The organism is Brenneria uluponensis (assembly GCF_032395385.1).
GTDB lineage: Bacteria > Pseudomonadota > Gammaproteobacteria > Enterobacterales > Enterobacteriaceae > Prodigiosinella > Prodigiosinella aquatilis.
Genome location: NZ_CP135917.1, coordinates 1348966 through 1374687, shown reverse-complemented (window position 1 = coordinate 1374687; position 25722 = coordinate 1348966). Strand labels below are relative to the sequence as shown.

Annotated in this window: 23 protein-coding genes and 2 pseudogenes; 8 read left to right on the top strand and 17 right to left on the bottom strand. The window is 50.3% G+C overall.

Features of this window, described 5'->3' with window-relative positions; all coding sequences use genetic code 11:
* The first annotated feature begins 8 nt into the window (after positions 1–8).
* The 3 genes from tnpA (RS889_RS06315) (at position 9) to tnpC (RS889_RS06305) (ending at position 2270) form a co-directional block, all read left to right on the top strand.
* On the top strand, positions 9–314 hold the full coding sequence (tnpA, locus tag RS889_RS06315; RefSeq protein ID WP_315707916.1) for an IS66 family insertion sequence element accessory protein TnpA: 306 nt from the start codon (positions 9–11) through the stop codon (positions 312–314).
* A gap of 41 nt (positions 315–355) precedes the next feature.
* Positions 356–655, top strand: coding sequence for an IS66 family insertion sequence element accessory protein TnpB (tnpB, locus tag RS889_RS06310; protein ID WP_315707917.1), 300 nt, complete (start codon positions 356–358; stop codon positions 653–655).
* Positions 656–740: 85 nt separating this feature from the next.
* Positions 741–2270, top strand: a complete 1530-nt coding sequence (gene tnpC / locus RS889_RS06305) for an IS66 family transposase (protein WP_315708219.1) — start codon at positions 741–743, stop codon at positions 2268–2270.
* A 28-nt stretch (positions 2271–2298) separates the two neighbouring features.
* Here the strand turns inward: tnpC (RS889_RS06305) and tnpC (RS889_RS06300) are convergent.
* From tnpC (RS889_RS06300) to RS889_RS06285, 4 genes and pseudogenes are all read right to left on the bottom strand, one after another.
* Positions 2299–3772 (bottom strand): annotated as a pseudogene (gene tnpC, locus RS889_RS06300) (IS66 family transposase); the annotation flags it as partial.
* Positions 3773–3817: 45 nt separating this feature from the next.
* Positions 3818–4186: an IS66 family insertion sequence element accessory protein TnpB gene (gene tnpB / locus RS889_RS06295; protein WP_290180505.1), complete on the bottom strand. Its 369-nt coding sequence runs from the start codon at positions 4184–4186 to the stop codon at positions 3818–3820.
* Positions 4186–4494 (bottom strand): IS66 family insertion sequence element accessory protein TnpA, encoded by a 309-nt coding sequence (gene tnpA / locus RS889_RS06290; RefSeq protein WP_290180506.1) that lies wholly within the window; start codon positions 4492–4494, stop codon positions 4186–4188. Before tnpA (RS889_RS06290) ends, tnpB (RS889_RS06295) begins: the two co-directional genes overlap by 1 nt.
* Before the next feature lie 82 nt (positions 4495–4576).
* Positions 4577–5934 (bottom strand): annotated as a pseudogene (locus RS889_RS06285) (IS3 family transposase); the annotation flags it as partial.
* A gap of 94 nt (positions 5935–6028) precedes the next feature.
* Here RS889_RS06285 and RS889_RS06280 point away from each other — a divergent pair.
* Positions 6029–6499, top strand: coding sequence for a hypothetical protein (locus RS889_RS06280; RefSeq protein ID WP_315709824.1), 471 nt, complete (start codon positions 6029–6031; stop codon positions 6497–6499).
* Between the two features lie 247 nt (positions 6500–6746).
* Here the strand turns inward: RS889_RS06280 and RS889_RS06275 are convergent, their stop codons facing one another.
* From RS889_RS06275 to guaB, 3 genes are all read right to left on the bottom strand, one after another.
* The gene (locus RS889_RS06275; RefSeq protein WP_315709823.1) at positions 6747–7763 is read right to left on the bottom strand and encodes a phospholipase D family protein; all 1017 of its coding nucleotides are present in this window, start codon (positions 7761–7763) and stop codon (positions 6747–6749) included.
* Between the two features lie 519 nt (positions 7764–8282).
* Complete coding sequence (gene guaA, locus RS889_RS06270) at positions 8283–9860, bottom strand: glutamine-hydrolyzing GMP synthase (RefSeq protein ID WP_315709822.1); 1578 nt, start codon at positions 9858–9860, stop codon at positions 8283–8285.
* Between the two features lie 91 nt (positions 9861–9951).
* On the bottom strand, positions 9952–11418 hold the full coding sequence (guaB, locus tag RS889_RS06265; protein ID WP_021016887.1) for an IMP dehydrogenase: 1467 nt from the start codon (positions 11416–11418) through the stop codon (positions 9952–9954).
* Positions 11419–11590: 172 nt separating this feature from the next.
* Between guaB and xseA the strand changes: the two genes are divergently transcribed.
* The 3 genes from xseA (at position 11591) to RS889_RS06250 (ending at position 14446) form a co-directional block, all read left to right on the top strand.
* Entirely contained in the window at positions 11591–12976 is a 1386-nt protein-coding gene (gene xseA, locus RS889_RS06260) for an exodeoxyribonuclease VII large subunit (protein WP_315709821.1), read from the top strand.
* A gap of 95 nt (positions 12977–13071) precedes the next feature.
* On the top strand, positions 13072–14127 hold the full coding sequence (locus RS889_RS06255; RefSeq protein WP_315709820.1) for a M4 family metallopeptidase: 1056 nt from the start codon (positions 13072–13074) through the stop codon (positions 14125–14127).
* Positions 14102–14446, top strand: a complete 345-nt coding sequence (locus RS889_RS06250) for a protealysin inhibitor emfourin (protein WP_315709818.1) — start codon at positions 14102–14104, stop codon at positions 14444–14446. The genes RS889_RS06255 and RS889_RS06250 overlap by 26 nt, the downstream gene beginning before the upstream one ends.
* Positions 14447–14453: 7 nt before the next feature.
* On the opposite strand, the gene RS889_RS06245 is transcribed toward RS889_RS06250, so the two are convergent.
* The 10 genes from RS889_RS06245 to ndk form a co-directional block, all read right to left on the bottom strand.
* The gene (locus tag RS889_RS06245) at positions 14454–14678 is read right to left on the bottom strand and encodes a zinc ribbon domain-containing protein (RefSeq protein WP_021016891.1); all 225 of its coding nucleotides are present in this window, start codon (positions 14676–14678) and stop codon (positions 14454–14456) included.
* An 88-nt stretch (positions 14679–14766) separates the two neighbouring features.
* Positions 14767–16257: a ribosome biogenesis GTPase Der gene (der, locus tag RS889_RS06240; RefSeq protein WP_315709816.1), complete on the bottom strand. Its 1491-nt coding sequence runs from the start codon at positions 16255–16257 to the stop codon at positions 14767–14769.
* A 147-nt stretch (positions 16258–16404) separates the two neighbouring features.
* Positions 16405–17586 carry an outer membrane protein assembly factor BamB gene (gene bamB / locus RS889_RS06235; protein ID WP_315709815.1) on the bottom strand — a complete coding sequence of 394 codons (1182 nt, stop codon included), beginning with the start codon at positions 17584–17586 and terminating at the stop codon, positions 16405–16407.
* 10 nt (positions 17587–17596) lie between these two features.
* A complete protein-coding gene (locus tag RS889_RS06230; RefSeq protein ID WP_315709814.1) occupies positions 17597–18217 on the bottom strand; it encodes a YfgM family protein in 621 nt (206 codons plus the stop codon).
* A 13-nt stretch (positions 18218–18230) separates the two neighbouring features.
* Positions 18231–19508: a histidine--tRNA ligase gene (gene hisS / locus RS889_RS06225; protein WP_315709812.1), complete on the bottom strand. Its 1278-nt coding sequence runs from the start codon at positions 19506–19508 to the stop codon at positions 18231–18233.
* A gap of 137 nt (positions 19509–19645) precedes the next feature.
* Positions 19646–20767 (bottom strand): flavodoxin-dependent (E)-4-hydroxy-3-methylbut-2-enyl-diphosphate synthase, encoded by a 1122-nt coding sequence (gene ispG, locus RS889_RS06220; RefSeq protein WP_021016896.1) that lies wholly within the window; start codon positions 20765–20767, stop codon positions 19646–19648.
* Positions 20768–20806: 39 nt separating this feature from the next.
* Positions 20807–21847: a cytoskeleton protein RodZ gene (gene rodZ / locus RS889_RS06215; protein ID WP_315709811.1), complete on the bottom strand. Its 1041-nt coding sequence runs from the start codon at positions 21845–21847 to the stop codon at positions 20807–20809.
* Positions 21837–22586, bottom strand: a complete 750-nt coding sequence (gene pilW, locus RS889_RS06210) for a type IV pilus biogenesis/stability protein PilW (RefSeq protein ID WP_425475115.1) — start codon at positions 22584–22586, stop codon at positions 21837–21839. Before pilW ends, rodZ begins: the two co-directional genes overlap by 11 nt.
* Before the next feature lie 133 nt (positions 22587–22719).
* Positions 22720–23892, bottom strand: a complete 1173-nt coding sequence (gene rlmN / locus RS889_RS06205; RefSeq protein ID WP_021016899.1) for a dual-specificity RNA methyltransferase RlmN — start codon at positions 23890–23892, stop codon at positions 22720–22722.
* Positions 23893–24062: 170 nt separating this feature from the next.
* Positions 24063–24494: a nucleoside-diphosphate kinase gene (ndk, locus tag RS889_RS06200; protein WP_021016900.1), complete on the bottom strand. Its 432-nt coding sequence runs from the start codon at positions 24492–24494 to the stop codon at positions 24063–24065.
* A gap of 326 nt (positions 24495–24820) precedes the next feature.
* Between ndk and sseA the strand changes: the two genes are divergently transcribed.
* Positions 24821–25675 carry a 3-mercaptopyruvate sulfurtransferase gene (sseA, locus tag RS889_RS06195; RefSeq protein ID WP_021016901.1) on the top strand — a complete coding sequence of 285 codons (855 nt, stop codon included), beginning with the start codon at positions 24821–24823 and terminating at the stop codon, positions 25673–25675.
* Positions 25676–25722: the final 47 nt, after the last annotated feature.

Here is a 25722-nt window from a genome sequence, read left to right as displayed (position 1 = left end):
AGCACATTATGACATCTCACGAAAAACAGCAATACTGGTCTCAACTCTTTGTACAACAAGCTCAAAGTGACCTCTCCATTACCAATTTTTGTAAAGCCCACCAGATTAATATCGGCACCTATTATTACTGGAAACAAAAACTCAGCGACCACTCATCCACACTGCGGATTCACCCAGTACGCGTACAAGAATACCGCGACTTATCGCCTCATGGGGTGGTGATACTCTCACTGCCTTCCGGACTGTCGGTCGAACTGCCCGCCGACTTACCCGCTCACCACATCCAGAGCTGGGTTAACGCGCTGCTATGTTAGTCCCCCATTCGGGTATTTACCTCGTCTCCGGTTCTACCGACATGCGCAAATCAATTGATGGATTGTCTCTGATCGTCGCCGATGTGCTGGAGATGGATCCACTGAGCCAAGCCTGGTTCATCTTCTGCAATCGCGCGCGCGATAAAATCAAAATCCTCTTCTGGGATACCAACGGCTTCTGGCTCTATTATCGACGCCTGGAAAAAGGCCGCTTCAAATGGCCAGCACCCAAACCCGATAATGCGATACACATCAGCCAGGCTCAGCTCCATTGGCTCTTGTCGGGGCTCACTATCGAGCATGCTCAAGCGCATAAGCCGCTGCATCACTTAAACGTGTGACCGGTAAAACTGATCGTCATTTGTCACTTGAACGATCCTTTTAGGCTGTCACACTTGACTCATCTTATTACGATGAGCCTTGACCATGACTGACTTGCCCGATGATGTTGACCAACTGAAAGCCATGTTGCTGCAACTTCAGGCCGAAAATGGCTCGCTCAAAGAGGCACTTCATACGCAAGCAGAAGCGGTGGTTGAACTTGAAAATCGGCTTCAACTGCTTATTGAGCAACTCAACCTAAGCACATCCAGACGCTTCTCGGCCCAAAGTGAGCACGTGCCTAAAGGCACCTTCAACGAAGCCGAGCAACAACATGCCATCAGCAAACCTGCGCCAGCACACCACAAAAAAGGTCGTAAACCGCTACCCAAAGCGCTTGAGCGTGACGTCCACACTCACACGCTGAATGCGCCGCACTGCGAATGTTGTGGTCATGAGCTGCATCCCTGTGGCGTCGAAACGTCTGAGCAGTTAAAAATCATCCCACAACACGTCAGCGTCATTCGTCACGAACGTACCAAATACGCATGCCGCCACTGTGAGTCCACCGAAATGCGCAGCAAAATCGTCACCGCGCCCAAGCCACCGAGCATGATCCCCAAAAGCATCGGCTGTCCAGAAACCTTTGCCGCCGTGGTCACCGCTAAATATGTTGATGCGTTGCCGCTCTATCGCCAGGAAGAGATATTAAAACGCAGTGACATTGAACTGAGCCGCACAACATTGGCCAACTGGTGCGTGCAACTGGGCAGTAAAGTTGGGGTCATCATTGAAGCAATGAAAGGTCACTTGCTGGCTGAGCCTCTCATCTGCGCCGATGAAACCACCGTGCAAGTGCTCAATGAACCGGATAGAAAAGCCCAGAGCCAATCGTACATGTGGGTTTATCGCAGCGGTGAGTTCGAAGCGGATCCGGTGGTGATTTACGATTATCAACCGAGTCGTGCGGGTCTGTGTGTCCAACACTTTTTAGGTGACTACGCCGGGTATTTACTCACCGACGGTTACGCTGGATACGACACATTGAAAACCGTCACTCAAGCAGGATGCTGGGCTCATGCCCGGCGTTACTTCGTTGATGCGCAAAAGTCGCAGCCGAAAAAGAAAGCCGGGCGAGTAGAAAAAGCGCTCAATTACCTCGGCAAATTATATGGAGTGGAGCGAGAAGCTAAAGCCCTCAGTCCGGACGAGCGACAGGCGCTGCGCCAGAAAAAAGCGGTGCCGGTACTGAATGAATTTTATCAATGGCTCGTTGAAACGCAGCCTGGTGTGGTGCCGAAAAGTACGCTAGGCAAAGCCGTTAACTACACGCTGAACCAGTGGATGAAACTGCAAACCTACCTTGAAGATGGGCGACTGAGCATTGATAATAACGTGACCGAGCGAGATGTCCGCCCGTTCACCACGGGCCGCAAAAACTGGATGTTCTCCCAATCGGTGGGCGGTGCCATCGCGAGCGCGAATCTGTACAGCCTGGTGATGACCTGCCGCGCCAACGATCTCAATCCGTATTACTACTTCATGCATCTGTTCCGCGAACTGCCTAAACGGACATCGAACGATGATCTGAATGATTTACTGCCGTGGAATGTGGTGATCAGCGAAGCTGAATAAGGCTTCACCGGGTAACTCGGCGCTTACGGATATACGCCGTCGGCTCTAACTGATTGGCCTTCGCCGTTTCGATCAAGGAATAACACCCGGCACTGGCGCTGGCGCCCTGCGAACTGTCGGCAAATAGCCATGCCTTGCGACCGACCGCAAACGGGCGGATGGCATTTTCCGCCAACGCATTGCTGATGTTCACCTGCCCATGATCGCAATAGCCTATCAATTCTGCCCAGTGGTTGAGCGTGTAGTCCATGGCCTGACGGGTCAGCGATCCCTTCATTATCTTGCCGACATTCTGCTCCAGCCATAGTTTGAATGCCTTGAGCAACGGCAGGCTATATTGCTGACGGGCCAGGTATTTGTCCGCTTCACTGCGCCCCTGCAGGCTCCGTTCAATGCCATACAGTTTACCGATGTAGCCCAGCGCCACATCCGCTTTAGTGGGTTTGCCTTTGGCAGATTTTGCGCCCTTGGGGACCGCTTTGCCCGCTTCAATATATTTGCGCCGGGCATGATCCCAGCAGCCGATACGCACAAGCTTGTTTTCACGGCACACCGCGTCATAACCGGCATAGCCATCGGTTTGCAAAATACCGGTGAATCCCGCCAACAGGCGCACGGGAACACTACCGGCGCGGCTCGGGTCATACTCGAACAGCACTGAAGGTTTATCGGGGGGGGCCACCGCGTATCACCCACATCCATTTGTCCGATTGGGCGGTTTTGCCTTCTTCTTTCAGTACCTGGATGCGGGACTCATCCATTTGCAGGTAACGGCTACTGTTTTGCACGTCACGCAACCGGGCCAGCAGCGGGGCAAATACCTTGGCTAACCGGATGATCCAGTGGGCCATATTGGTGCGGCCTACCGGGTGGCCACTGCGGGCAAGCATGTTTTCCAGGCGGTACAGCGGCAGCCCATCGGCATATTTGGCGACGATGATATACGCCAGCAAGGCGGTGGTGGCAAAACATTTGCCCAGCGGATGGACCGGGCGGCGGGCAGCCACAATAAACTCCTCGCCATCGCGGTCAAACACCGCTTTTTCCTGCCAGTATTCGATGACTTTTAATTGGGCGGGAATAAACGCCAGCTCTTCTTTAACCTTGCTGAAGAAGGTGGCGCGGGCGCCGGCTTTTTCTTCGTCGGACAGGCACAACTCCACACGTTCACGCAGCAGGTTGGCGGAGAAACCGCGTTGGCGTTTTTGGGTGCCAGACGGCGGTGGGGGCGGCGATACGTCATCCGGCAGTTGAGCCAACAAGGACTCCATTGCCACGTCCAGTTCGGCTTCATCGAACAAGGCAATCTGGTCAGTATGCCGCTCACTGCTGGCGGCAAACTGTTGGGCTTTTTTGAGGCGGAGCAGTTCTTCGAGTAGGGCGATATAACATTCGCGATGTTGAAGCTGTTGCTGAAGTTCCTCGACCTGCGCCAGCAATTCAACCGCAGATAAACTGCGGTTGTCTGGGTTTTCGGCTGGCGGGAAAGTGGGCGTTTTCATGGTTAAATTATAACAAAAACAGCCACCTGATGCTTCCTGTTTCGACTAATTAACGCCATCATAATGCAGTTTTTTATGCCCATTGAGTAGACTGATATCGTAACCATCAAGCAGCCAGTTAATCTGCTCCCCGGTCAGGGGTAACAGGTCATCGGCCAGACTGGGCCATTTGAACTTCTCCTCTGCCAGCGCCTTGTAATAAAGGACAAAACCATTGTCTTCCCACATCAGACATTTGATTTTATTGCGCTGGCGGTTAGTAAAAGCATACAGCGCCCCGGTAAAAGGATCGTGTCCCAATTCCTGTTCTATCAGCGCCGCCAGCCCGTTGACCTGCTTGCGGAAATCGATGGGTGCGCGATAAAGAAAAATCTGTGGCATCGCCAGCGCCGGGCGTAAGTCACGGTTACGCATCAGAGTTGCCTGAGAATAGCGCCCAGCAGGGAGACATTGCGGTCATTAAGACCGGTGATCACCAGGCCATTGGGCAATGAGAGTGTCAGCTCGGTTGGGGTGTCGACGTGGGTGATGTCGGCGGTGACTTTGGCAAACCCTGGGGCCCGCGCTTGAGTCGGGTTATCGGTACAATATTTTTGCCGCCAGTAAACAAACTGGTGGTATGTCAGCTGCTGTTGCTGGCAGAAAACCTGGCCAGAAAGACCGGATGCTTGCCAGGTGGTGATCTGTTCGCGCCAATAGTCGGCCCGCTGTTGAGATGTCATGATTGCGCCCTGCATTTATGGTAGACAGCGGCAGTGTGGCGCAGTTAATCACTGAAAAAAAGATGCCGATTTAAGGGCGCTTACGTTGTTCTGGTGTGACATAACCGATCGCGCTATGCCGATGCTCCTTGTTATACCACTGGCTAAAGCCCTCCACCCAACGCCGGGCTTCCGCCAGATCCAGGAAGCCTGATGACGGCCACGACGGAACATATTTTAGCGTTCTGAACAGCGACTCCACATACGGATTATCGTTACTGACTCGTGGTCGGCTGTGCGAACCCGTGATGCTCAGTTCTTCCAGTTTCACTTTCAGCGTCTGGGATTTCATCGGCGCACCCTTGTCGGCATGTAACACTAACGGATGGCGGTAACACCGTTCACGTAACACGGTGCGGTGCAGCAGCGCGGCCGCTCGCTCGCCGCTTTCCTCTTCGTGAACCTCGTAACCGACGATTTTACGGCTAAAAATATCTTCTATCAGATACAGATAAAAATAGCGGCCGCGAACCCTGGAGGCCAGCCAGGTGACGTCCCACGTCCACACTTGGCATGGCCCGACAGCCTGATAGCTGGTCGGTTTATTCACCTTCAGCGGTGCGCGGCTACGGCCACGGTGATGTACTTGACCCTGCCGCCGCAGTACCCGGTAAAACGTCGATTCACTGGCCAGATAGAGGCCCTTGTCCGCCAGCCGTGGCACGATCTGCGCCGGCGGCAGGCTGGCATATTCCGGCTCATTACATACCGTGACTATCTGATGCTCTTCTTCGGCGGTCAGTTTATTGGCCGGTACCGGACGCTCTGCCGTGGGACGACGGTCTTCAGCCTGGTTATTCCAGCGCCGCCAGGTGCTCAGGCTTAACCCTACTTCCCGACAAGCGGGGAGCAGACGTGCGCCGGCGCTCATGGCTTCACGTATCCATCGGATCAGTTGCACGCGTTCGTGAGCGGGGGTCAGTCGTCCTCGTCCTCCTCGCCGTAATACTGATTCAGCTTTTTTCTCAGGACCAGCAGGGCTGCCGCCTCCGCCAGGGCCTTTTCTTTGCGCGCCAATTCACGCTCCAGCCCTTTGATTTTCTTTTGGGCCTGTTTTTGCGACTGCCGGGTATCGACTTGTGGCGTCTGGAGAAAATCCTGTTTCCACTGCGCTATTTGTTCAGGATAAAGCCCTTTGCGACGGCAGTATTCGCTCAGTTCGGTTTCACTGAGTGTGGCGGTTTCAACGATGACGGCAAAACGGGCTTCTGTCGACCAAAGGTCTGTGGTTTTGTTGGCTCCGGGCACCGGTTTCCCCTCTGCTTTAGCCTGATTACGTCAGTTATACAGGGTAGCTTCGGATATTCCTTCCATCTGTGCAACAGCGGCCACGGTCATGTTGTAAGGGGGAAGTAATTTCGCCAGTGTTGCAGCCTTACGCTCCGGTGAAATACGTTTCATTTGTCACTCCCGCGCCCTCAGGTGTTTTTTCAGAAGGGGTGACAACTACCCTGACACTGAGGGCAATCAAGCTGCTTGTCTATTCGGCTTCTTGATGTACTCTAAACAATTGGAGTGCACCAATGTACCGCAATTCTCGATTTTGGCTATAGATGATGGAGATATTTCTCAGAGCGAAAGAGAAAAAAGAGTCAGTAAACTCCTAAAAGGAAACTATTTTGGGGATGAGCTAAAAGTTGCTAAGGAAAATTTGAATCGATTGATGCTATCGTTCAGATTGGAATATCTTGATCCTGGCGTAAAGAAAGGGCTGCTCGAATATAATCATAAAAAATGGTTTGAGGAAATAAAAAAGAAAACAATTATTCAGGTCAACAATCCATCAAATATTTATGAAGAGAGGCAAATCGAAAGTCTGCCCGAGCTTGTTGAGTTTTCAAAGTCAATAATCTTAGATGATTATCATCACTATTACGAAGAGCTAAAAAAATTCACCCCGAAGAATACGTTGGATTTGTTCCATATGACGGAATATTTTTTTAAATTCCATAAAGAAATACAATAGAAATAAATGGAATTTTTATACTCAACACATCAAGGGTGCATTAATCATCAATAGATGAAACCAATAAGAACAATTTTATTAAGGCAGCTATATACTTCGAAAATAATCGATCCTAATCCGTTACTTAAGCCTACCAGCATTTGGCAGGCGGCTTAGCTTGTTTGCTAGCTAACCACCTGCTGAGGGTCGTTTTCAGCCCTTGGTGAGCGACCGCTTTGCTTTGAAAGCCTTCGCTCGTAGGCTCTGCTCAGGGTAAGAGCAACTCCTCCTGAAGCGCCTCGACTGGAATTGCGTAGTGGTTACACATTCCCTTTTCGATGAGACGCACGATGGCTGCCTTGATTGCTGGAGTAATCTCGAAAGGATGTGCGTACCGACCCTTGCGGCGTTCTATCATGAAGTCAAGCCCGAGGTCAACCTTTCGGACAATAACGTCAAGCTGCATAAAGCGCATGTACGCACCATTCGCTTTTGTGGCGAGTACTACCGTATTCGGATCAAATGGAGGTTTTGAGCCATCGATCGCCTCAGTAAGGAAGTCTCGATAAAGCCGTACCTCGGGATCGACAGGTTTGCTTGTATTTCCAGCGAAATGCTCGGTTACACCATCTTGGTCGTACATGATTCGGGCTGCCTCAGCCTTTATTGTCAGGGTATGGGTCTCATCCCAGACAAACAACGGGATCGTGAGGAAACCCTGCTTTGCCCATTCATCAAAGGTGGGCACTTTGCGAGTTCGGCTTCTGGACTGTGATCCTTGCTGAGCTATTTGTAAGGCTGCTTGGTTGCGGTTGTGCTGCTTGCGGTGACGCTCAAGGGCGTCATCAAAGCCGAAAGATCCCCCATCCATTACTTCACTCTCCCTTTTTAGGATTTTCAGTTGTTGCTGATATTCCTCAAAAAGATGACCGTCCTGAATCACCACACAAGTGTCTCGCCCCATCCCAATGCCCTGGTTAGTGAAGTTTGCACTTCCGATGACCACGATATCAGGCGAGACGAGATAGAGCTTCCAGTGGATGCTAGTGTTGCCCCGAAAATCCACCCAAAGCCGCCGGCGGAGCAGCGTTCGAGCATCGTCAATAAATGTCGGAGAGGTAAACGCGTTGATCGTACCCACAATCACTTCGACGTCATTCTCAGCGGCGATAGATTTCAGGAGTCTGACGGTGCCGGAGGCAAATGCGGAGACGATTGTGATGCTTCGTCTGCATTGTTTAAGTAAGAATTTCTCAAGATCATTTTCGGTATGAAGCCGTTCCATTTTCTTCCCTAATACTGTGCTCAGCGCCGTATTATCCTGCTCGGCAAAAATTGAAAATCCGTCCCGCCAAAACCTGCACCTCTTAGCGTTTTTCTTTGGGTACCCATTATGACGGCAATGCGTAGCCTAGTATTCGGTCTAAGTGTCGCGCCACAACCACGGCATGAAGGATGCAGGTAAACAACATGGTTTTTTCAAGTACACTACAGTGTCATTAGCGGTATGTCCATGGTCTGCTTTTTGGCCGGTAGCTGCCATCGTCACTGGCTGCAAGCGACCAAAAGCGGTCAATAACGCCCAAAGCAGCGACACGTTTACGCGTCCGACTGCCTTTGCTTGTTAGATTTTTCTCTTTTGAATCTGCCAATAAAATGCCAACTAACCGAAACATAGAAACGGAATGCTTGGCGATGCGAAAATTTGCCAGACAGTGCTAGGCTGAAAACGCAAAAAGCCCGCAATTACGCGGGCTTGGAGGTGTTTATTGCTTTTACATGCAGGCTATTGCCAGATGCGAAATCATTCCCACTCAATCGTCGCGGGTGGTTTTCCGGAGATGTCATAAACCACGCGGGAGATGCCGTCGACTTCATTGATGATGCGGTTGGAGCAGCGACCGAGGAAATCATACGGTAGGTGCGCCCAGCGTGCGGTCATGAAATCGATGGTTTCTACTGCACGCAGTGAAACCACCCAATCGTATTTACGCCCATCGCCCATCACGCCCACCGAACGCACTGGCAGGAAGACAGTGAATGCCTGGCTGACTTTGTTGTACAAGTCGGCTTTATGCAGCTCTTCGATGAAGATCGCATCCGCACGACGCAACAGGTCGCAATACGCTTTCTTCACTTCGCCCAGTACACGCACGCCCAGACCTGGCCCCGGGAACGGATGGCGGTACAACATGTCATACGGCAGACCCAGTTCCAGACCGATCTTGCGTACTTCATCCTTGAACAGCTCTTTCAACGGCTCAACCAGACCCAGCTTCATCTCTTTCGGCAAACCGCCGACATTATGGTGAGATTTAATGACATGCGCCTTGCCCGTTGCAGAAGCAGCAGATTCAATAACATCCGGGTAAATAGTGCCCTGCGCCAGCCATTTCACATCAGACTGCTTGCTGGCTTCTTCGTCGAAGACTTCAACAAACACGCGACCAATAATTTTACGTTTCGCTTCCGGCTCATCCACACCCGCCAACCCACTCAGGAAGCGCTCTTCTGCCGGGACATGCACAATGTTCAAACCAAAATGGTCGCCAAACATATCCAGCACCTGCTCAGCTTCATTCAGACGCAGCAATCCGTTATCCACGAACACGCAGGTGAGACGCTCACCAATGGCACGATGTAGTAGCATGGCGGTCACGGAAGAATCCACACCACCAGACAGGCCGAGAATCACGTTATCATTGCCGATTTGTTCACGGAGGCGGGCTACAGCATCATCAATAATCTTGGCGGGTGTCCACAACGCTTCACACTGACAGATATCACGCACAAAGCGTTCTAATATGCGCTGCCCCTGACGGGTGTGCGTCACTTCTGGATGGAACTGAACGCCGTAAAAACGTTTCTCTTCATTTGCCATAATGGCAAACGGGCAAGTATCCGTGCTGGCAATGGTCACGAAATCCTGAGGAATCGCCGTCACTTTATCGCCGTGGCTCATCCACACATCCAACACCGGAACACCAAAACCGCTGATAGAATCCTGAATGTCCCGAACTAGCGTGCAGTCCACCTTGACTTCAACCTGCGCGTAACCAAATTCACGCTCATTGGAACCTTCTACCGTCCCACCCAGTTGCATCGCCATGGTCTGCATGCCATAACACACACCCAGAACAGGCACACCCGCCTGGAAGACATATTCCGGGGCACGTGGGCTATTGAACTCGGTGGTACTTTCCGGTCCGCCGGAAAGAATAATCCCATTTGGATTGAATTCACGAATTTGCGCTTCAGTGACATCCCATGCCCAAAGCTCACAGTAAACGCCCAGTTCACGAACCCGCCGTGCAACCAGTTGCGTATATTGAGAACCGAAATCCAGAATAAGAATGCGGTGTTGATGAATGTTTTCTGTCATGGGAAATATATTCCAAATACAAAAAGCTAAAAGTGATTAAACCCGGTGAAGATTACCGGGTTTAACGGGTTAAATCCGCCTGCAAACCACCTTATGAACCCATACGGTAATTCGGCGATTCCTTGGTGATGGTTACATCGTGGACATGGCTTTCCTGAATACCCGCACCGCTAATACGGACAAATTCCGCTTTAGTTCGCAGCTCATCAATGGTTCCGCATCCGGTCAATCCCATACAGGAACGCAGGCCGCCCATCTGTTGATGAACGATCTCTTTCAAACGCCCTTTGTACGCGACACGACCTTCGATACCTTCCGGCACCAATTTGTCTGCGGCATTGTCAGACTGGAAATAGCGATCGGAAGACCCTTTGGACATCGCACCCAGCGACCCCATACCGCGATAAGATTTGAAAGAACGCCCTTGATAGAGCTCAATTTCTCCAGGAGACTCTTCCGTACCCGCCAGCATGGACCCCACCATGACACAGGCTGCGCCCGCGGCGATGGCTTTGGCGATATCGCCGGAGAAACGGATGCCGCCATCAGCGATAACCGGAACGCCCGTACCTTCCAGTGCCTCCACGGCATCTGAAATAGCGGTAATCTGCGGTACACCCACACCCGTTACGATACGAGTGGTACAAATAGAACCAGGACCGATACCCACTTTCACCGCACTGACACCCGCCTCAACCAGCGCCAGCGCACCTGCGCCAGTCGCTACGTTGCCGCCGATAATTTGCAGCTCGGGATATTTGTTACGGGTTTCACGAATACGTTGTAGCACGCCTTCAGAGTGACCGTGAGACGAGTCAATCAGCAATACATCAACACCCGCTGCGACCAGTGCATCGATACGCTCTTCATTACCCGCGCCAGCACCAACTGCCGCACCAACACGCAGACGTCCATGCTCATCTTTACAGGCATTCGGTTTACGCTCTGCTTTCTGGAAATCTTTAACGGTGATCATCCCAACCAGATGGAACTGATCATCCACGACCAGCGCCTTCTCAATGCGCCGTTCATGCATTTTTTGCAATACGACTTCGCGTGCTTCGCCTTCTTTTACCGTCACCAGACGCTCTTTCGTTGTCATGAAATCGCTGACCGGCCGGTTAAGATCAGTTACAAAGCGAACATCACGGCCAGTGATAATCCCTACCAACTCATTGCCTTCGGTAACCACTGGGTAACCGGCGAAACCATTACGCTTGGTCAGTTCTTTTACCTGATGCAACGTTGTGGTTGGTGTTACGGTTTGTGGATCAACAACCACACCGCTTTCATGTTTTTTTACGCGGCTGACTTCTTCTGCCTGACGCTCAATAGACATGTTTTTGTGAACAAAACCTAATCCGCCTTCCTGAGCCAGCGCAATCGCCAGACCAGATTCGGTGACAGTATCCATCGCTGCGGACAGCATAGGAATGTTCAGACTGATCGTTTTCGTGAGTCGAGTGGTTAAATCAGCCGTATTAGGCAGGACAGTAGAATGTGCGGGAACAAGGAGAACGTCATCAAACGTTAGTGCTTCTTTAGCGATACGTAGCATGGGCAATATCTCACCAAGGGTGGGTGGAAGATTAGATAAAATATTGCCGAGGCATTATACAGAGCGTAATCGGTTGCCTCCAGCATTTTTTTACTAAAATGCTTGATTACCTTTTACAGGCAGGTAGTATCGATCAATTAAGTCACTGTTTTAAAATTTGATCTGGCTCACAATGTCTCAACTTCCTTCTTCTGCAATTTTCACCGTAAGTCGCCTTAATCAGACGGTTAAACAACTGCTGGAAGGCGAAATGGGTCAGATCTGGCTTTCCGGTGAAATATCCAACTTCTCGCAACCTGCATCCGGCCACTGGTATTTTACGCTGAAAGACGAGCGTGCACAGGTGCGTTGCGCCATGTTCCGTAATAGCAATCGCCGGGTAATCTTCCGCCCACAGAATGGCCAACAGGTGCTTATCCGTGCGATCATTACTCTGTATGAGCCTCGCGGGGATTACCAGTTGCTGGCAGAAAGCATGCAGCCCGCCGGTGATGGTCTGCTGCAACAACAGTTTGAACAACTGAAACAGCGTCTGTCCGCGGAGGGCTTGTTTGAACAGCAATATAAGCAACTCCTGCCTAAACCCGCCAGACAAGTAGGCGTTATCACCTCTGCCAGCGGTGCGGCACTACACGATATCCTGCAAGTTTTACAACGCCGTGACCCATCGTTGCCCGTGGTCATTTACCCCACAGCCGTTCAGGGTAATGAAGCGCCATTACAAATTGTCCGCGCCATTGAACTGGCAAATCAGCGTCAGGAATGTGATGTTCTGATTGTTGGGCGCGGCGGCGGTTCACTGGAAGATTTATGGAGTTTTAATGATGAACGAGTGGCACGGGCCATTTTTGCCAGCGCCATTCCTGTGGTCAGTGCCGTAGGACATGAAACGGATGTCACCATTGCCGATTTTGTCGCTGACCTGCGTGCTCCGACACCTTCAGCCGCCGCCGAACTGGTCAGTCGTAATCATCCAGAACTACTACGACAGATCCAATCCTTGCGTCAGCGGCTGGAAATGAGCATGGATTACTATCTGGCTCAGCGTGCACAAACCTTTAGTCGCTTTTATCATCGCCTGCAGCAACAGCACCCACAGCTACGGCTGGCAAGGCAGCAAAATCAGCTGATCCGGCTGCGTCAGCGATTAGACGATGTAATACAAATCCGGCTTCGTCATGCTGCGCGTCAGCATGAGCGACAGTTGCAACGTCTGATGCAGCAGCAACCGCAACCGCGGATTCACCGTGCTCAGCAGCATTTGCAACAACTGCGTTATCAATTGCAACAGACAGTGGAACGGCAGCTAAACCAGCATAAACAGCGCTTTGGTGAAACCTGTTCCCACCTGGAAGCGGTCAGTCCGCTAGCAACGCTGGCACGCGGCTATAGTGTGACATCGACATCTGATGGTCAGGTAATGAAAAGAACTATTCAGGCGTCCATCGGCGATACCTTGAAAACCTGCCTTCAGGATGGATGGGTAGCAAGCCAGATAACCGAAATTCGCTCAGAATCCGCAACTGTCGTGAAAAAACGTTATAAACAGAAGATCTGATCTCTACACTATACTTATCGCTTCATTACTGGTTATCTATGAGTAGGGATGAGCATCAGCATACATGATGTTCACCTATCATAAGGAGATGAGGCATGAGGCTAATACGTAGCATAATCCCCCCCTATATCCTGCATCGTATTATCAACAATGGTTCTGATGAAGAGCGTCGTTGTGCCCAACAGACATTAATGCATGTCCAATCGCTGATGGTAGAGATGTTATCCAAACCCGTGCCGCATGAGATATACACTGGCGGTCAGGTTGATCGGAAAATCTATAATGCAGAACATCAACAGCAACTGCCGGGAATCCAGGTGCGTACCGAGGGTCAAGCCAGTAATGGTGATATCGCTGTCGATGAAGCGTACAACTATCTGGGCGCCACCTATGATTTTTTCTGGCAGATATTCGGCCGTAATTCATTAGATAACCAAGGGTTACCGCTTTCTGGGACCGTGCATTATGGCAAAGATTATCAGAACGCCTTCTGGAATGGGCAGCAGATGGTTTTTGGTGATGGCGACGGCAAGATTTTCAACCGTTTTACTACCGCGATTGACGTGGTCGGCCATGAACTGACGCATGGCATCACTGAAAGTGAAGCAAATTTCATCTACTTCCGTCAGTCTGGGGCGCTCAATGAGTCGATGTCCGACGTATTTGGCTCCATGGTAAAACAGTTCTACCATAAACAAACGGCACAACAAGCGGACTGGATCATCGGCGAAGGTCTGCTGGCAGAGAATATTGATGGTAAAGGCCTACGCTCTATGGCCAGACCCGGCACAGCTTATGATGATTTATTGCTGGGAACCGACCCACAGCCAGCACATATGCGTGACTATATCAATACACGTGAAGATAATGGCGGAGTTCATCTTAATTCCGGCATTCCCAACCGGGCATTTTATCTGACGGCAATGGGGTTGGGGGGCTATTCCTGGGAAAAAGCCGGGCAGATCTGGTACGACACACTATGTGATAAATCACTACCCCAGAATGCCGATTTTTCCGTTTTTGCCAAACTCACTGCCGAACATGCTGAAAAACGTTTTAATGCCGTCGTTGCCGATATTGTCATTCAGGCCTGGTATCAGGTCGGTGTGGAAACGGGAATAACCAATGAACATTCAGCCCGCTTTGACTGATGATGCAGTGATTGAACTGGCACGTGAAGGTGGTTTTGCCTGGATACCCAAACTCGCGGGGCATCGACGTTTTGCGCTGGCCGATATCCCGTCTCCGGCGCGGGAAAAAACGTGTGCAATACTGCGCAACATCTTCTCTGCGGTACGAGAACCTGATCGACAGAGCCCACCGGGTCGTGGCGATCAGTTTTATTACCGCATTCATATCAGCTACAGCAATCAGCACAATGCCTCACTTCAGGATATTGTGCTACTCATTCCAGAATGCGATGCACCAGTGGAGTTGGAGGCGCTCTGGCGTAACGGCCCTTCGGGATAATCGCCGCTCATTCCGGTTGGTAATGGCATTCAACCTGCTTTTTCGAGATCAGCCCGTGACCATGTTGGCAGAAGTAATCAACTGCACCGCAAGCTTTCAGCACGTGTAACGCCTGGTGGCACTCAGGACAGAATATCTGGCGGAGATATCCCTGCTGACAGATGGCACAGTAAAAATGTTCGTCGTTTCGCCATTGCATTTCATGTTGACACTGAGGACAAACGGCTTCCATTATTTCTCTCCACGTTAATGTCAAACGATACCTGGTCTACGGTAATGGCATAAAACAACGGGGCAGATATGCTCTGCCCCGTATGTGATTACTTACCTTTCTTGATGTGCTGTATCAAACGTTTGCGCTTACGAAGCTGATTTGGAGTCAATGTGTTGCGCTTATCCGCAAAGGGATTCTCACCTTCTTTGAACTGAATGCGGATTGGCGTTCCCATAACATCCAGTGAACGACGGTAATAATTCATCAGGTAGCGTTTATAGGAATCCGGCAGATCTTTTACCTGATTGCCGTGAATAACTACAATCGGTGGATTATAGCCACCGGCATGTGCATATTTCAGTTTTACTCGGCGACCACGCACCAACGGTGGCTGATGGTCATCTGCCGCCATCTGCATGATACGGGTCAGCATGGAAGTTCCCACCCGACGAGTAGAGCATGTGTAAGCTTCAGTGACTGACTCAAACAAATTCCCGACACCACTGCCATGCAACGCAGAAATGAAATGGATACGGGCAAAATCAATAAAGCCCAGGCGCATATCCAATGTTTCTTTCACCTGATCTTTTACTTCCTGTGACAGCCCATCCCATTTATTGACCACAATCACCAGCGAACGGCCAGCATTGAGAATAAAGCCCAGCAGCGAGAGATCCTGATCAGAAATACCTTCCCGGGCATCAATCACCAACAGGACTACATTCGCATCTTCAATCGCCTGTAGGGTTTTAATAACCGAAAACTTCTCTACCGTCTCGGTTATTTTCCCACGCTTACGGACTCCGGCAGTATCGATCAGGACATATTCACGGCCATCACGTTCCATTGGAATATAGATACTGTCCCGGGTGGTTCCCGGCATATCGTAAACCACCACACGATCTTCACCCAAAATCCGATTGGTAAGCGTGGACTTACCAACATTGGGCCGCCCGACAATAGCCAGTTTAATTGGTAACGATTCGGGATCGAAATCATCCTTTGGTTCGCTATTTTCGCTATCGGACTGCTGCTCAGCCAATTGCTCCGCCCAATAGGCCGCATTAGCCTCTTCTTCCGTCAGTTCTTTCGGTTCAGGCGCCTCGCCAATAAAAGGCAGTAGAGCTTTTTCCAGCAATGAAGTGACACCTCGACCATGAGATGCTGCGATAGGGTACACTTCGCCTAATCCCAACGAGTAAAAATCGGCAATACCAGTATCCGCGTCAATCCCGTCAATTTTGTTGGCAACCAGGAAGGTGGGCTTTTCACGACTGCGCAGATGCTGGGCGATGCCGCGATCTGCCGGCATTAAACCATCACGGGCATCCACCATGAACAGGACGATATCGGCCTCTTCAATAGCTTGCAGTGATTGGCCTGCCATACGTGTTTCCACCCCTTCCTCACTACCATCGATGCCTCCGGTATCAATGACAATAAATTCAGTCCCTTCTACCTCAGCACGACCATACTTGCGGTCACGCGTCAGCCCTGGGAAATCCGCCACCAATGCATCACGGGTACGCGTCAAGCGGTTAAACAGCGTGGATTTACCCACATTCGGGCGCCCGACCAGCGCGACGACAGGTATCATTGTTACAACCTCATTGCTTATATTTCAATTTGTTACAGCAAGTATCACTCACTGATGATAAAAGACGAAACGGCCCCTGATAGTGTCAGGAGCCGTTAAAAGGATCATGTGATGATGAACATTCTGATCCGGCATACTGTTGGTGTATCAGCGGGTGAAAGCGTAAACCTCACCGTCTTTAGACTGTACCAGTAATTTGTCGCTGGCCACCACCGGTTTGCTCAAAAAGCCAGAACCATCCACTTTCTGTTGGGAAACAAAACGGCCATCGGCAGTATTAACCCAGTGGAGATAACCTTCCGCATCCCCCACGACCAGATAACCATCGAACAAAACGGGTGCCGTCAGATTACGGTGCAGCAAATCACTCTGGCGCCAGATATTAACGCCGCCACTGGTACTCAGCGCTACAATCCGATCATTCTGATCTACCAGATAGATACGATCACCATCAACAATGAAATCGTTTACCGACCCCAGATCACGTTTCCACACGATTTGACCAGAGCGCAGATCCAATGCCGTCATATTACCATTATAGCCGAGTGCATACACAACATCGCCCACAACTACTGGTGTCGTATCCACATCGTTCAGGCGATCAATTTCTGTCGCGCCACTTGGTTGAGAAATACGCTGTTGCCAGATTAACTGCCCCTGATTCATCATCACGGCGCTAACACGGCCATTATCACCGCCAACAATTGCGGCACCAAATGCTGTGGTTGGCGCAGATTCACCACGCAACGACAGCGTTGGCATATCCAGGCTAACCGTCCATTTAATGGAACCATCAGATTCATTTAATGCTTGCAGCATACCGTTGCTGGTATGTATCAGTACCATACCATCACTGATGACCGGACGAGAAAGCACTTCACCCGCCGCTTTGGTTTGCCATACCTTGGCACCATCATCTGCATTCAGGGCAAAGACTATCGCTCTTTCACTGCCGATGTACACGCGATTACCGGATACAGAAACCCCACCAGATAACAGGGCTGAACGGTTACGGGAAAACAGACCCGTCTTTTCTGACAGATCGACACGCCACTTTTCTTCGCCATTAGTTAAGTCTAACGCTTTTACCACACCATGACGGTCAGCGGCATAAACCTGATTATTCTGCCAGGTTGGCCCCAGATTAGAGTAAAACTCGCCAGTACCATCGCCAACAGAACGGCTCCAAACCTTGGTTGGTGTGAACTGATTCTCAACCTGGGGTAACGGAGACATAGTGACAACATCTTCTTCGTGATCGAACAAGGAACATCCGCTCAGTAGGGCAACAGAAATCAATCCTACAAAAAGTGTTTTATGCAATTGCATGGAATTCCTCTTAGCTGGGCAGATTGTTCAATTTCAAGCGTAATAAAGACTGCAATGCCTGGGGAGGATTTGCCGCCATGCCTTTGTTGTAAGCATCACGCGCCCCTTTATTATCCCCTTTGCTAGCCAGTGCATCACCGCGAACGTCAGCAGCCAGCGCTTCCCAACCGGTCTGCTTGATCATATCAAGTGTTTTCAGCGCTTCATCCGCTTTATTTTCCTGCAACTGAATACGAGCCAAACGCAGATTGACCAACGCTTTCAGATCATCATCTTTCGTCTGTCCCTGCGCCTGTTTTAACTGCTGATCAGCTTTAGCAAAATCTTTTTGTTCCACGAAGTAGTGTGCTAGCTCAAGCGATGCCAGTGCACCATAATTATTACTGTTATCAGCAGAAAATTTCTCTACCGCGGCAACAGCATCAGATTTGCCAGCAGTAAGCATGTCGCTGACATGTTGGTAAGCAGCTGATGTCGCCATCGCATTACCATCCTGATGGCTTTGCCAGAAACGCCAGCCAGCCAGTGCACCAATACCAAGCACAATACCGACAACAAGCGCCTTGCCGTTTTCTGCAAAGAAACGGCGAACAACCTCAACCTGTTCATTCTCTGTGGTATAGACTTCCACGGTGTCGTTCTCCTCAACCCAGTAGCGTTGCCAATCGTGCGGCAACGTCGGCCTGCATCAGTGTTTCCTGTTCACCACTGGTCAGGTTTTTTACCACAACCTCACCGGCAGCTACTTCATTTTCACCTAACACCAGCGCAACACGTGCGCCACTTTTATCCGCACGGGTAAATTGCTTTTTAAAATTACCACCGCCGTAATTAGTCATCACTTTCAGCTGCGGCATATCATCACGCAGTCTTTCGGCCAGTTGCATCGCCGCACTCTGCGTGCCTACACCGGAAGAAATCAGGTAAACATCAACACTGGGTAACGCGGCGAATTCAGGATTAATCGCCTGAACCAGTAGAATCAGACGCTCAAGTCCCATGGCAAAACCAACCGCTGGTGTATTGGCCGGTCCCCCCAATTGCTCTACCATGCCATCATAACGACCACCGGCACATACCGTTCCCTGGGAGCCCAAACTGTTGGTTACCCATTCAAAAACGGTACGGTTGTAATAATCCAGACCACGAACCAGACGCGGATTAATCTTATATGGGATACCCGACTGCGTTAAAAGTTCACACAATTCATTGAAATGCGCGCGGGATTCATCATCCAGATAAGCGGTAAGTATCGGCGCGTCATCCAATAACGCCTGCACCTGAGGATTTTTTGAATCAAGGACTCGCAGCGGGTTGGTGTACATACGCCGCAGACAATCTTCATCCAGCTGATCTTTATGCTGTTCAAGAAACGCGATCAACGCTTCGCGATAACGGGCACGGGCGTCCAATGAACCAATGGAATTCAGTTCCAGTGTTACGTGCTCCGCAATCCCCAACACTCGCCACCAGCGAGCGGTCATCAGCATCAGTTCGACATCAATATCGGGTCCTTTCAGCCCAAAGACTTCGCAACCAAGCTGGTGAAACTGACGATAACGGCCTTTCTGTGGACGTTCATGGCGAAACATTGGGCCAACGTACCACAGCCGCTGTTCCTGATTGTACAGAATACCGTGCTCAATACCGGCACGGACACAACCCGCGGTATTTTCAGGACGCAATGTCAGGCTATCGCCATTACGATCCTCAAAGGTATACATCTCTTTTTCTACGACATCAGTCACTTCACCAATAGCTCGTTTGAACAGAGATGTCTGCTCAACAATAGGTGTACGGATTTCACCATAACCGTAACTGCCGAGTACCTGTTTCAGACTGTCCTCAATACGCTGCCACAATGCCGTTTCGGCTGGCAGGTAGTCGTTCATGCCGCGAATGGCTTGAATATTTTTCGCCACGTCAGTTCTCTATGCGTTTTTCAAAAAATAGGTCCGATTATAGGAGGAACAGCGCCACTTCTTCAATGTAGTGCTGGCATCATCAGGTCTATTAATTCAGGATTTAGGCACAATTGCATCCAATCATGCCGCAAAGATTATTTATCAACCATGTTGATCGCAATACGCTGTTTTTCATCCAGCATTGTGGCTTTGGCACGGATTTTCGCTTCCAGCAGATCGATCATCTGGTCATTATCAAAACGCTCTTTCTGACGAGTGCCATCCTCATAAAAACCGCTTTTCTTATTACCGCCGGTAACACCCAGTGTTGAAAGCAGTGCTTCACCCGGACCATTTACCACACAACCGATAATGGAAACATCCATTGGGGTGATGATATCTTCCAGACGCTGTTCCAACGCATTCACCGTACCAATCACGTCAAACTCCTGACGTGAACAGGTGGGACAAGCAATAAAATTAATACCGCGAGAGCGAATGCGCAGGGATTTCAGGATGTCAAAACCGACCTTGACCTCTTCTACGGGATCTGCCGCCAGTGAAATACGAAGTGTATCGCCGATACCTTCCGACAACAGCATACCCAGCCCGATCGCCGACTTGACCGAACCACTACGGGCACCACCTGCTTCCGTGATACCCAAATGCAGTGGCTGATCAATACGGGATGCCAGCAAACGGTAAGATTGCACCGCCAGGAAAACATCAGAGGCTTTCACACTAACTTTGAACTGATCAAAGTTAAGGCGATCCAGAATATCCACGTGCCGCATGGCTGATTCCACCAATGCTTCCGGTGTCGGCTCGCCATACCTTTCCTGTATATCTTTTTCCAACGAGCCAGCATTAACACCAATACGGATAGGAATATTTTTGTCACGTGCACAATCCACTACGGAACGGATACGTGCTTCATTACCGATATTGCCAGGGTTAATACGCAGGCAATCGACACCATATTCGGCAACTTTCAACGCAATACGGTAGTCGAAATGTATATCGGCCACCAGAGGGATATCCACTTGCTGTTTAATCAACTTGAATGCTTCGGCAGCATCCATCGTTGGCACGGAAACACGGACGATATCAACCCCGACACGCACCAGTGAAGCGATTTGTTTAACTGTCGCATCGACATCGGTAGTCCGGGTATTGGTCATCGATTGCACAGCAATCGGTGCCCCATCACCCACAGGCACCTTACCAACGTAAATCCGGGTTGATTTTCGACGGGTAATGGGTGCTGCGTTATGCATTACTTCTTCTCCAAAATCACTACTGCTGACTGCAGAGTATTACTGTGCGGCAAGCGTTAAGCGCGCAACTTGATGGCTTCTTACAAACCGGCTCAAATCAACTGGTTTACCTTGATATTCAATCTGTACCGCCGCAGGTGCACCAATTTTCAGTCGATAAGGCGCTTGACCACTTAGGTTAAGTGAGCCACCACTTCGCTGAACACCGCTGAATAATTTCTTACCAGAAGCATCCACCACTTCCAGCCAGCAGTCCGCTGTAAAATGCATAACAATGGTATTCGCCGCTGTTGTCACACTACCAGGCGAAGTGCTGGCAGCAGCAGTAGCACTCTGGCCCAGCAATGACTGAACCGGTGCCTGACTGGGTGAAACAACCGCTGGCGACTGTGATGGAACCGTTGCCGACGGAACCCTTACTGGTGGAACCGTTACTGGCGGAACCGATGGCTGTACCTCGGCGACAGGAGGATTTTTTGTATCAGTGGCGGTATTATCGGCAGGTGTCGCTGTATTAGTGGTTTCGCTTCCGGCAGCGGCACTTTCATCAGGATCTACCGGCGCCGGCTCACTATGGCCGAGAGCAACAGACTGCTCCCCACCACTCGTCTGCGCTGCGCTGGTGTGATCCACCATAGAATTGATTTCCTGCTGCTGTGCCTGATGGTTCTGCCACCACCAGGCGACGGTCAATCCTAAAACGACCAGCAGAATTAACCAAGTGAGCATCATCAGCCAGCCGTCTCGCTTTTTACGGCTCTTTCCTAACGAAAAAGTCTGCATCAGTGCCACATTGGAGGTTCGGCTGGGAACCACATGCTTTTCCAGCATCGGCAGCAGCTCATCTTCAGGCAGATGGACTAATTTGGCATAGGAACGGATATAGCCACGCAGAAAAGTAGGAGAGAGGCTGGCGGGTGTATTGTCTTCTTCGATCTCACGAATAGTCGACACTTTCAGACATAAGCGTTCGGCAACGACTTGTTGCGTAAATTCCAAACGCTCACGTGCCTGACGCAGGCGTTCGCCCGGTGTAGCTATCGTTGATGCAGTGTTATCTTGAGTGGCTTCAGTATTCATTAGCTAAAAACTGCTGGTACCGTTTAGATTGTGGAAAACCTTGCGCCAGCAACAAACCATAACGATTGACTTCGTCAGTATGCCCCGCCAGCGCGGCGAAACGAATCTGTAGCCATAAACTTTCAGCACTGGCCGGAAGAATCGGCTGATAAATATCCAGGAGCAATTGCGCCTGTTCATAATGTCCTGTCACGAACTGATGGTCCGCTTCCAACAACAACCGCCCCCCTTTGTCGGGGTCGTACTTCAGCGCCCGGCTAATCAATTGACGTGCGTCTTCATCCTGCCCAGCTTTGAAAAAGCAGTACCCCGCATTTTCCAGAGCATCAGCAACCTGACTGTAATCAGAGAGTTGTATAGCCGCACGAAACTGTTGCTGAGCCGCTACATACTGCCCTAAACCACAAAGAAACGCACCGTAATTATTCATCACGTCACTATTACCGGGTACCTGCCGTAACAACTGGCGATAGCGCTGCTCAGCTGCACCATTTTCGCCGATACGTTGCTCGTAAAGCGCCATTCCCAGTTGAGTACGATAATCACCCGGTGAAGCCAGTACCGCTTTTTCCAAATTATCGCGGGCGGCATCCAGGTTATTACGTGCCAAATACGCCAATCCCAATTGTAAACGCGTTTGTGCCAACCGCGGATTTGTCTTATGTGACAAATCACTACATCCTGCTACGAGGATGGAGACTAGTAACCATGCGCTTCTCTGCCAACACTGCTGATTCATCCCTGACTATCCTTGTGCCATCCTGGCCAACAGTATGTCGTATGTTACCTGAATCTGTCACAAGTGACAGCATAGTATGATAAGCCGCAAAAAAGTATTTATCACCTTCATACCTGATAAAGATTGTCAGCAATCAGACCGTTTTGACGGTGATAGGTTCCCCAGCCATTGCTTTCTTCAAAGTACGTTTAGTCCGGTCGACAACCTCCCCAGCCAACTGTCCGCAGGCGGCATCAATATCATCACCACGGGTTTTACGTACGATCGTGGTGAAGCCATACTCCATCAATACTTTGGAAAAACGGTCAACACGACTGTTGGAACTACGTCCATAAGGTGCGCCAGGGAACGGATTCCATGGAATCAGGTTGATCTTGCATGGCGTATCTTTCAGACATGCCGCCAGCTGATGGGCATGCTCGGTATCATCATTGATGTGATCCAACAACACATACTCCACCGTAACGCGCCCCTGGTTGGCATTGGACTTCTCCAGATAGCGGTGTACTGCCCCCAGGAACGTTTCGATATTATACTTTTTATTAATCGGCATAATTTCGTTACGAATTTCGTCATTTGGCGCATGCAGGGAGATGGCCAGTGCCACATCAATCATGTCGCCAAGTTTATCCAGTGCAGGTACCACGCCCGATGTCGAGAGCGTGACGCGACGTTTGGATAACCCGAATCCGAAATCATCCAGCATGATTTCCATTGCAGGTACAACATTGTTCAAATTCAACAATGGCTCCCCCATCCCCATCATTACCACATTGGTGATAGGACGTTGCCCGGTCACTTTGGCCGTACCGATTATTTTTGCTGCGCGCCATACCTGTCCGATAATTTCCGATACTCGCAGGTTACGGTTGAACCCTTGCTGCCCGGTAGAGCAAAATTTACACTCCAGCGCACAGCCCACCTGAGACGAAACACACAATGTTGCGCGATCTTCTTCCGGAATATACACCGTTTCCACACGCTGGCCGCCAACCAGAATCGCCCACTTGATAGTGCCATCGGAAGAGCGCTGTTCGTCTACCACTTCCGGCGCACGAATTTCTGCAATTTCCTGCAATTTGCCGCGTAAGACCTTATTGATGTCGGTCATCTGGGTGAAATCGTCACAACAGTAATGATACATCCACTTCATGACCTGGTCGGCCCGAAAGGGTTTTTCCCCCAACTCGGCAAAGAAAGTTCTCATCTGCTGGCGGTTAAAATCCAGCAGGTTAATTTTTTCAGCGTCTTTTTTGACAATAGCGTCAGATACAACAGAAATTGGGGATGCAGTTTGTTCAGACATAATGACTCATGGCCTCGTTATTACACGTTATGGCGCGAAAAGGTGTGATATACAAAAGAAACGCCCCAGTAAGCTCGTGCTCATCCAGGGCGTGACATTGTACAAACTTTAAAACAACGATGCTACCGTGGCCGACTTTTTATTAAGGCGTCACGCCAGACCCGCCACCATTAACAAGAACGCGGGCAAATTTCATCAGCACTGAAGAAATAAGCAATTTCGCGCTCGGCAGAAGCGACTGCATCGGAACCGTGAACGGCATTTTCAGTGAAACTATCGGCATAGTCTGCACGCAGCGTACCTGCCAGTGCGTTAGCCGGATTAGTCGCCCCCATAATGTCGCGGTTACGCTGGACAGCATTCTCACCTTCCAGTACCTGCACCATAATCGGGCCAGAGGTCATGAAATCCACCAAGCCATCGAAGAAGGGTTTACCTTTATGCTCGGCATAAAAACCTTCTGCCTGCTCACGGGTCAGATGCAGCATTTTAGCTGCAATAATTTTAAAACCAGCGCTTTCGAAACGGGCATAAATCGCGCCGATAGCGTTCTTTGCCACAGCATTGGGCTTTATGATGGAAAAGGTACGTTCTACCGTCATAGTGACCTCGTTCAATAACTAACGGAAACAGCCGGTTGAAAAAGTTATAATACCGGCCAGTGAAAGTGGCGCCGATTATAGGGGCACCAGCGCTGCTTGCCTACCAGCGTAATAACATTTTTTTAAAAAAATATTATCCTCTTCCTCTCAAATTTTCCGTATTTCGCAGCAATGCACAAGAATAACTGACACAACAATCTCGGACGATGAACACAAGAGTTGATCCAGCGATAACAGCATGACTTGCCGGTCCCGGGAAAATCACTGATAATTAACCTCTTGTGTCACTCAGGGGCAACGAGATCAGCCCCAGTGTGGGAGGTTTTATGTCTACATCCTGTTCCGATATTTTTATTTCATCATCCTGGCTTAGCACACATCTGAACGATCCTGATATAGCACTGATTGACGCCCGCATGCTGACAGCAGGCAGTACGACCGGCGATATGCATAATGAATACAACGCAGGTCATCTGCCTGGCGCCGTTTTTTTCGATATTGAAGCGTTTTCTGATCATCAAAGTCCTTTCCCACATATGATGCCGGATACCAACGTATTCTCTCTGGAGATGGGAAAACTGGGACTCAGCGAGCAACAACATTTTGTTGTCTATGATGAAGGCAATCTTTTCTCTGCACCACGCGCTTGGTGGATGTTGCGTACATTTGGTGTAAACCGGGTGTCTATTCTTAGCGGTGGCCTGGCTGGGTGGAAGCAACGTCAGTTTCCGCTGGAGACAGGGGACATAAACCGTCCGGCAACGACGTTCCATGCCCATCTTAATGCGACAAAAATTCGCCAGTGTGACGAGGTGCTGGCTATCAGCCGCGATCATTCGGAACAAATTGTTGACGCTCGGTCGGCATCCCGCTTTAACGGCGAAGCGAATGAACCACGAGCGGGGCTGCGCTGCGGCCACATTCCCGGTAGCCTTAACGTCCCCTGGACAGAGCTGGTTGCCGACGGCGCATTAAAGCCGGCAGAAGAATTGACAGCCATTTTCCACCAGCATGGCGTAGATATTCAGCGTCCAGTCATCGCCAGCTGTGGTTCTGGTGTTACTGCCGCGGTGGTCGTTCTCGCGCTTACAGCACTGAATGCCAGACAGGTATCACTTTACGATGGTTCCTGGAGCGAATGGGGTGCCAGAGACGATCTGCCGGTTACCACCCGGACGTAACGTCCAGGATCCGTGTTCTGCATGAGCACGGATCCCTTATCGTTCGA

Coding starts and splice junctions, on each gene's coding strand:
- rlmN (WP_021016899.1), bottom strand. CDS start 23,892: ATGTCTGAACAAACTGCATCCCCAATTTCTGTTGTATCTGACGCTATT.
- der (WP_315709816.1), bottom strand. CDS start 16,257: ATGATACCTGTCGTCGCGCTGGTCGGGCGCCCGAATGTGGGTAAATCC.
- RS889_RS06255 (WP_315709820.1), top strand. CDS start 13,072: ATGAGGCTAATACGTAGCATAATCCCCCCCTATATCCTGCATCGTATT.
- RS889_RS06275 (WP_315709823.1), bottom strand. CDS start 7,763: ATGGAACGGCTTCATACCGAAAATGATCTTGAGAAATTCTTACTTAAA.
- sseA (WP_021016901.1), top strand. CDS start 24,821: ATGTCTACATCCTGTTCCGATATTTTTATTTCATCATCCTGGCTTAGC.
- tnpB (WP_315707917.1), top strand. CDS start 356: ATGCGCAAATCAATTGATGGATTGTCTCTGATCGTCGCCGATGTGCTG.
- tnpB (WP_290180505.1), bottom strand. CDS start 4,186: ATGCGTAACCGTGACTTACGCCCGGCGCTGGCGATGCCACAGATTTTT.
- RS889_RS06245 (WP_021016891.1), bottom strand. CDS start 14,678: ATGGAAGCCGTTTGTCCTCAGTGTCAACATGAAATGCAATGGCGAAAC.
- RS889_RS06280 (WP_315709824.1), top strand. CDS start 6,029: ATGTACTCTAAACAATTGGAGTGCACCAATGTACCGCAATTCTCGATT.
- rodZ (WP_315709811.1), bottom strand. CDS start 21,847: ATGAATACTGAAGCCACTCAAGATAACACTGCATCAACGATAGCTACA.
- ndk (WP_021016900.1), bottom strand. CDS start 24,494: ATGACGGTAGAACGTACCTTTTCCATCATAAAGCCCAATGCTGTGGCA.
- bamB (WP_315709815.1), bottom strand. CDS start 17,586: ATGCAATTGCATAAAACACTTTTTGTAGGATTGATTTCTGTTGCCCTA.
- guaB (WP_021016887.1), bottom strand. CDS start 11,418: ATGCTACGTATCGCTAAAGAAGCACTAACGTTTGATGACGTTCTCCTT.
- guaA (WP_315709822.1), bottom strand. CDS start 9,860: ATGACAGAAAACATTCATCAACACCGCATTCTTATTCTGGATTTCGGT.
- tnpA (WP_315707916.1), top strand. CDS start 9: ATGACATCTCACGAAAAACAGCAATACTGGTCTCAACTCTTTGTACAA.
- ispG (WP_021016896.1), bottom strand. CDS start 20,767: ATGCATAACGCAGCACCCATTACCCGTCGAAAATCAACCCGGATTTAC.
- tnpA (WP_290180506.1), bottom strand. CDS start 4,494: ATGACATCTCAACAGCGGGCCGACTATTGGCGCGAACAGATCACCACC.
- tnpC (WP_315708219.1), top strand. CDS start 741: ATGACTGACTTGCCCGATGATGTTGACCAACTGAAAGCCATGTTGCTG.
- RS889_RS06250 (WP_315709818.1), top strand. CDS start 14,102: ATGAACATTCAGCCCGCTTTGACTGATGATGCAGTGATTGAACTGGCA.
- pilW (WP_425475115.1), bottom strand. CDS start 22,586: ATGAATCAGCAGTGTTGGCAGAGAAGCGCATGGTTACTAGTCTCCATC.
- xseA (WP_315709821.1), top strand. CDS start 11,591: ATGTCTCAACTTCCTTCTTCTGCAATTTTCACCGTAAGTCGCCTTAAT.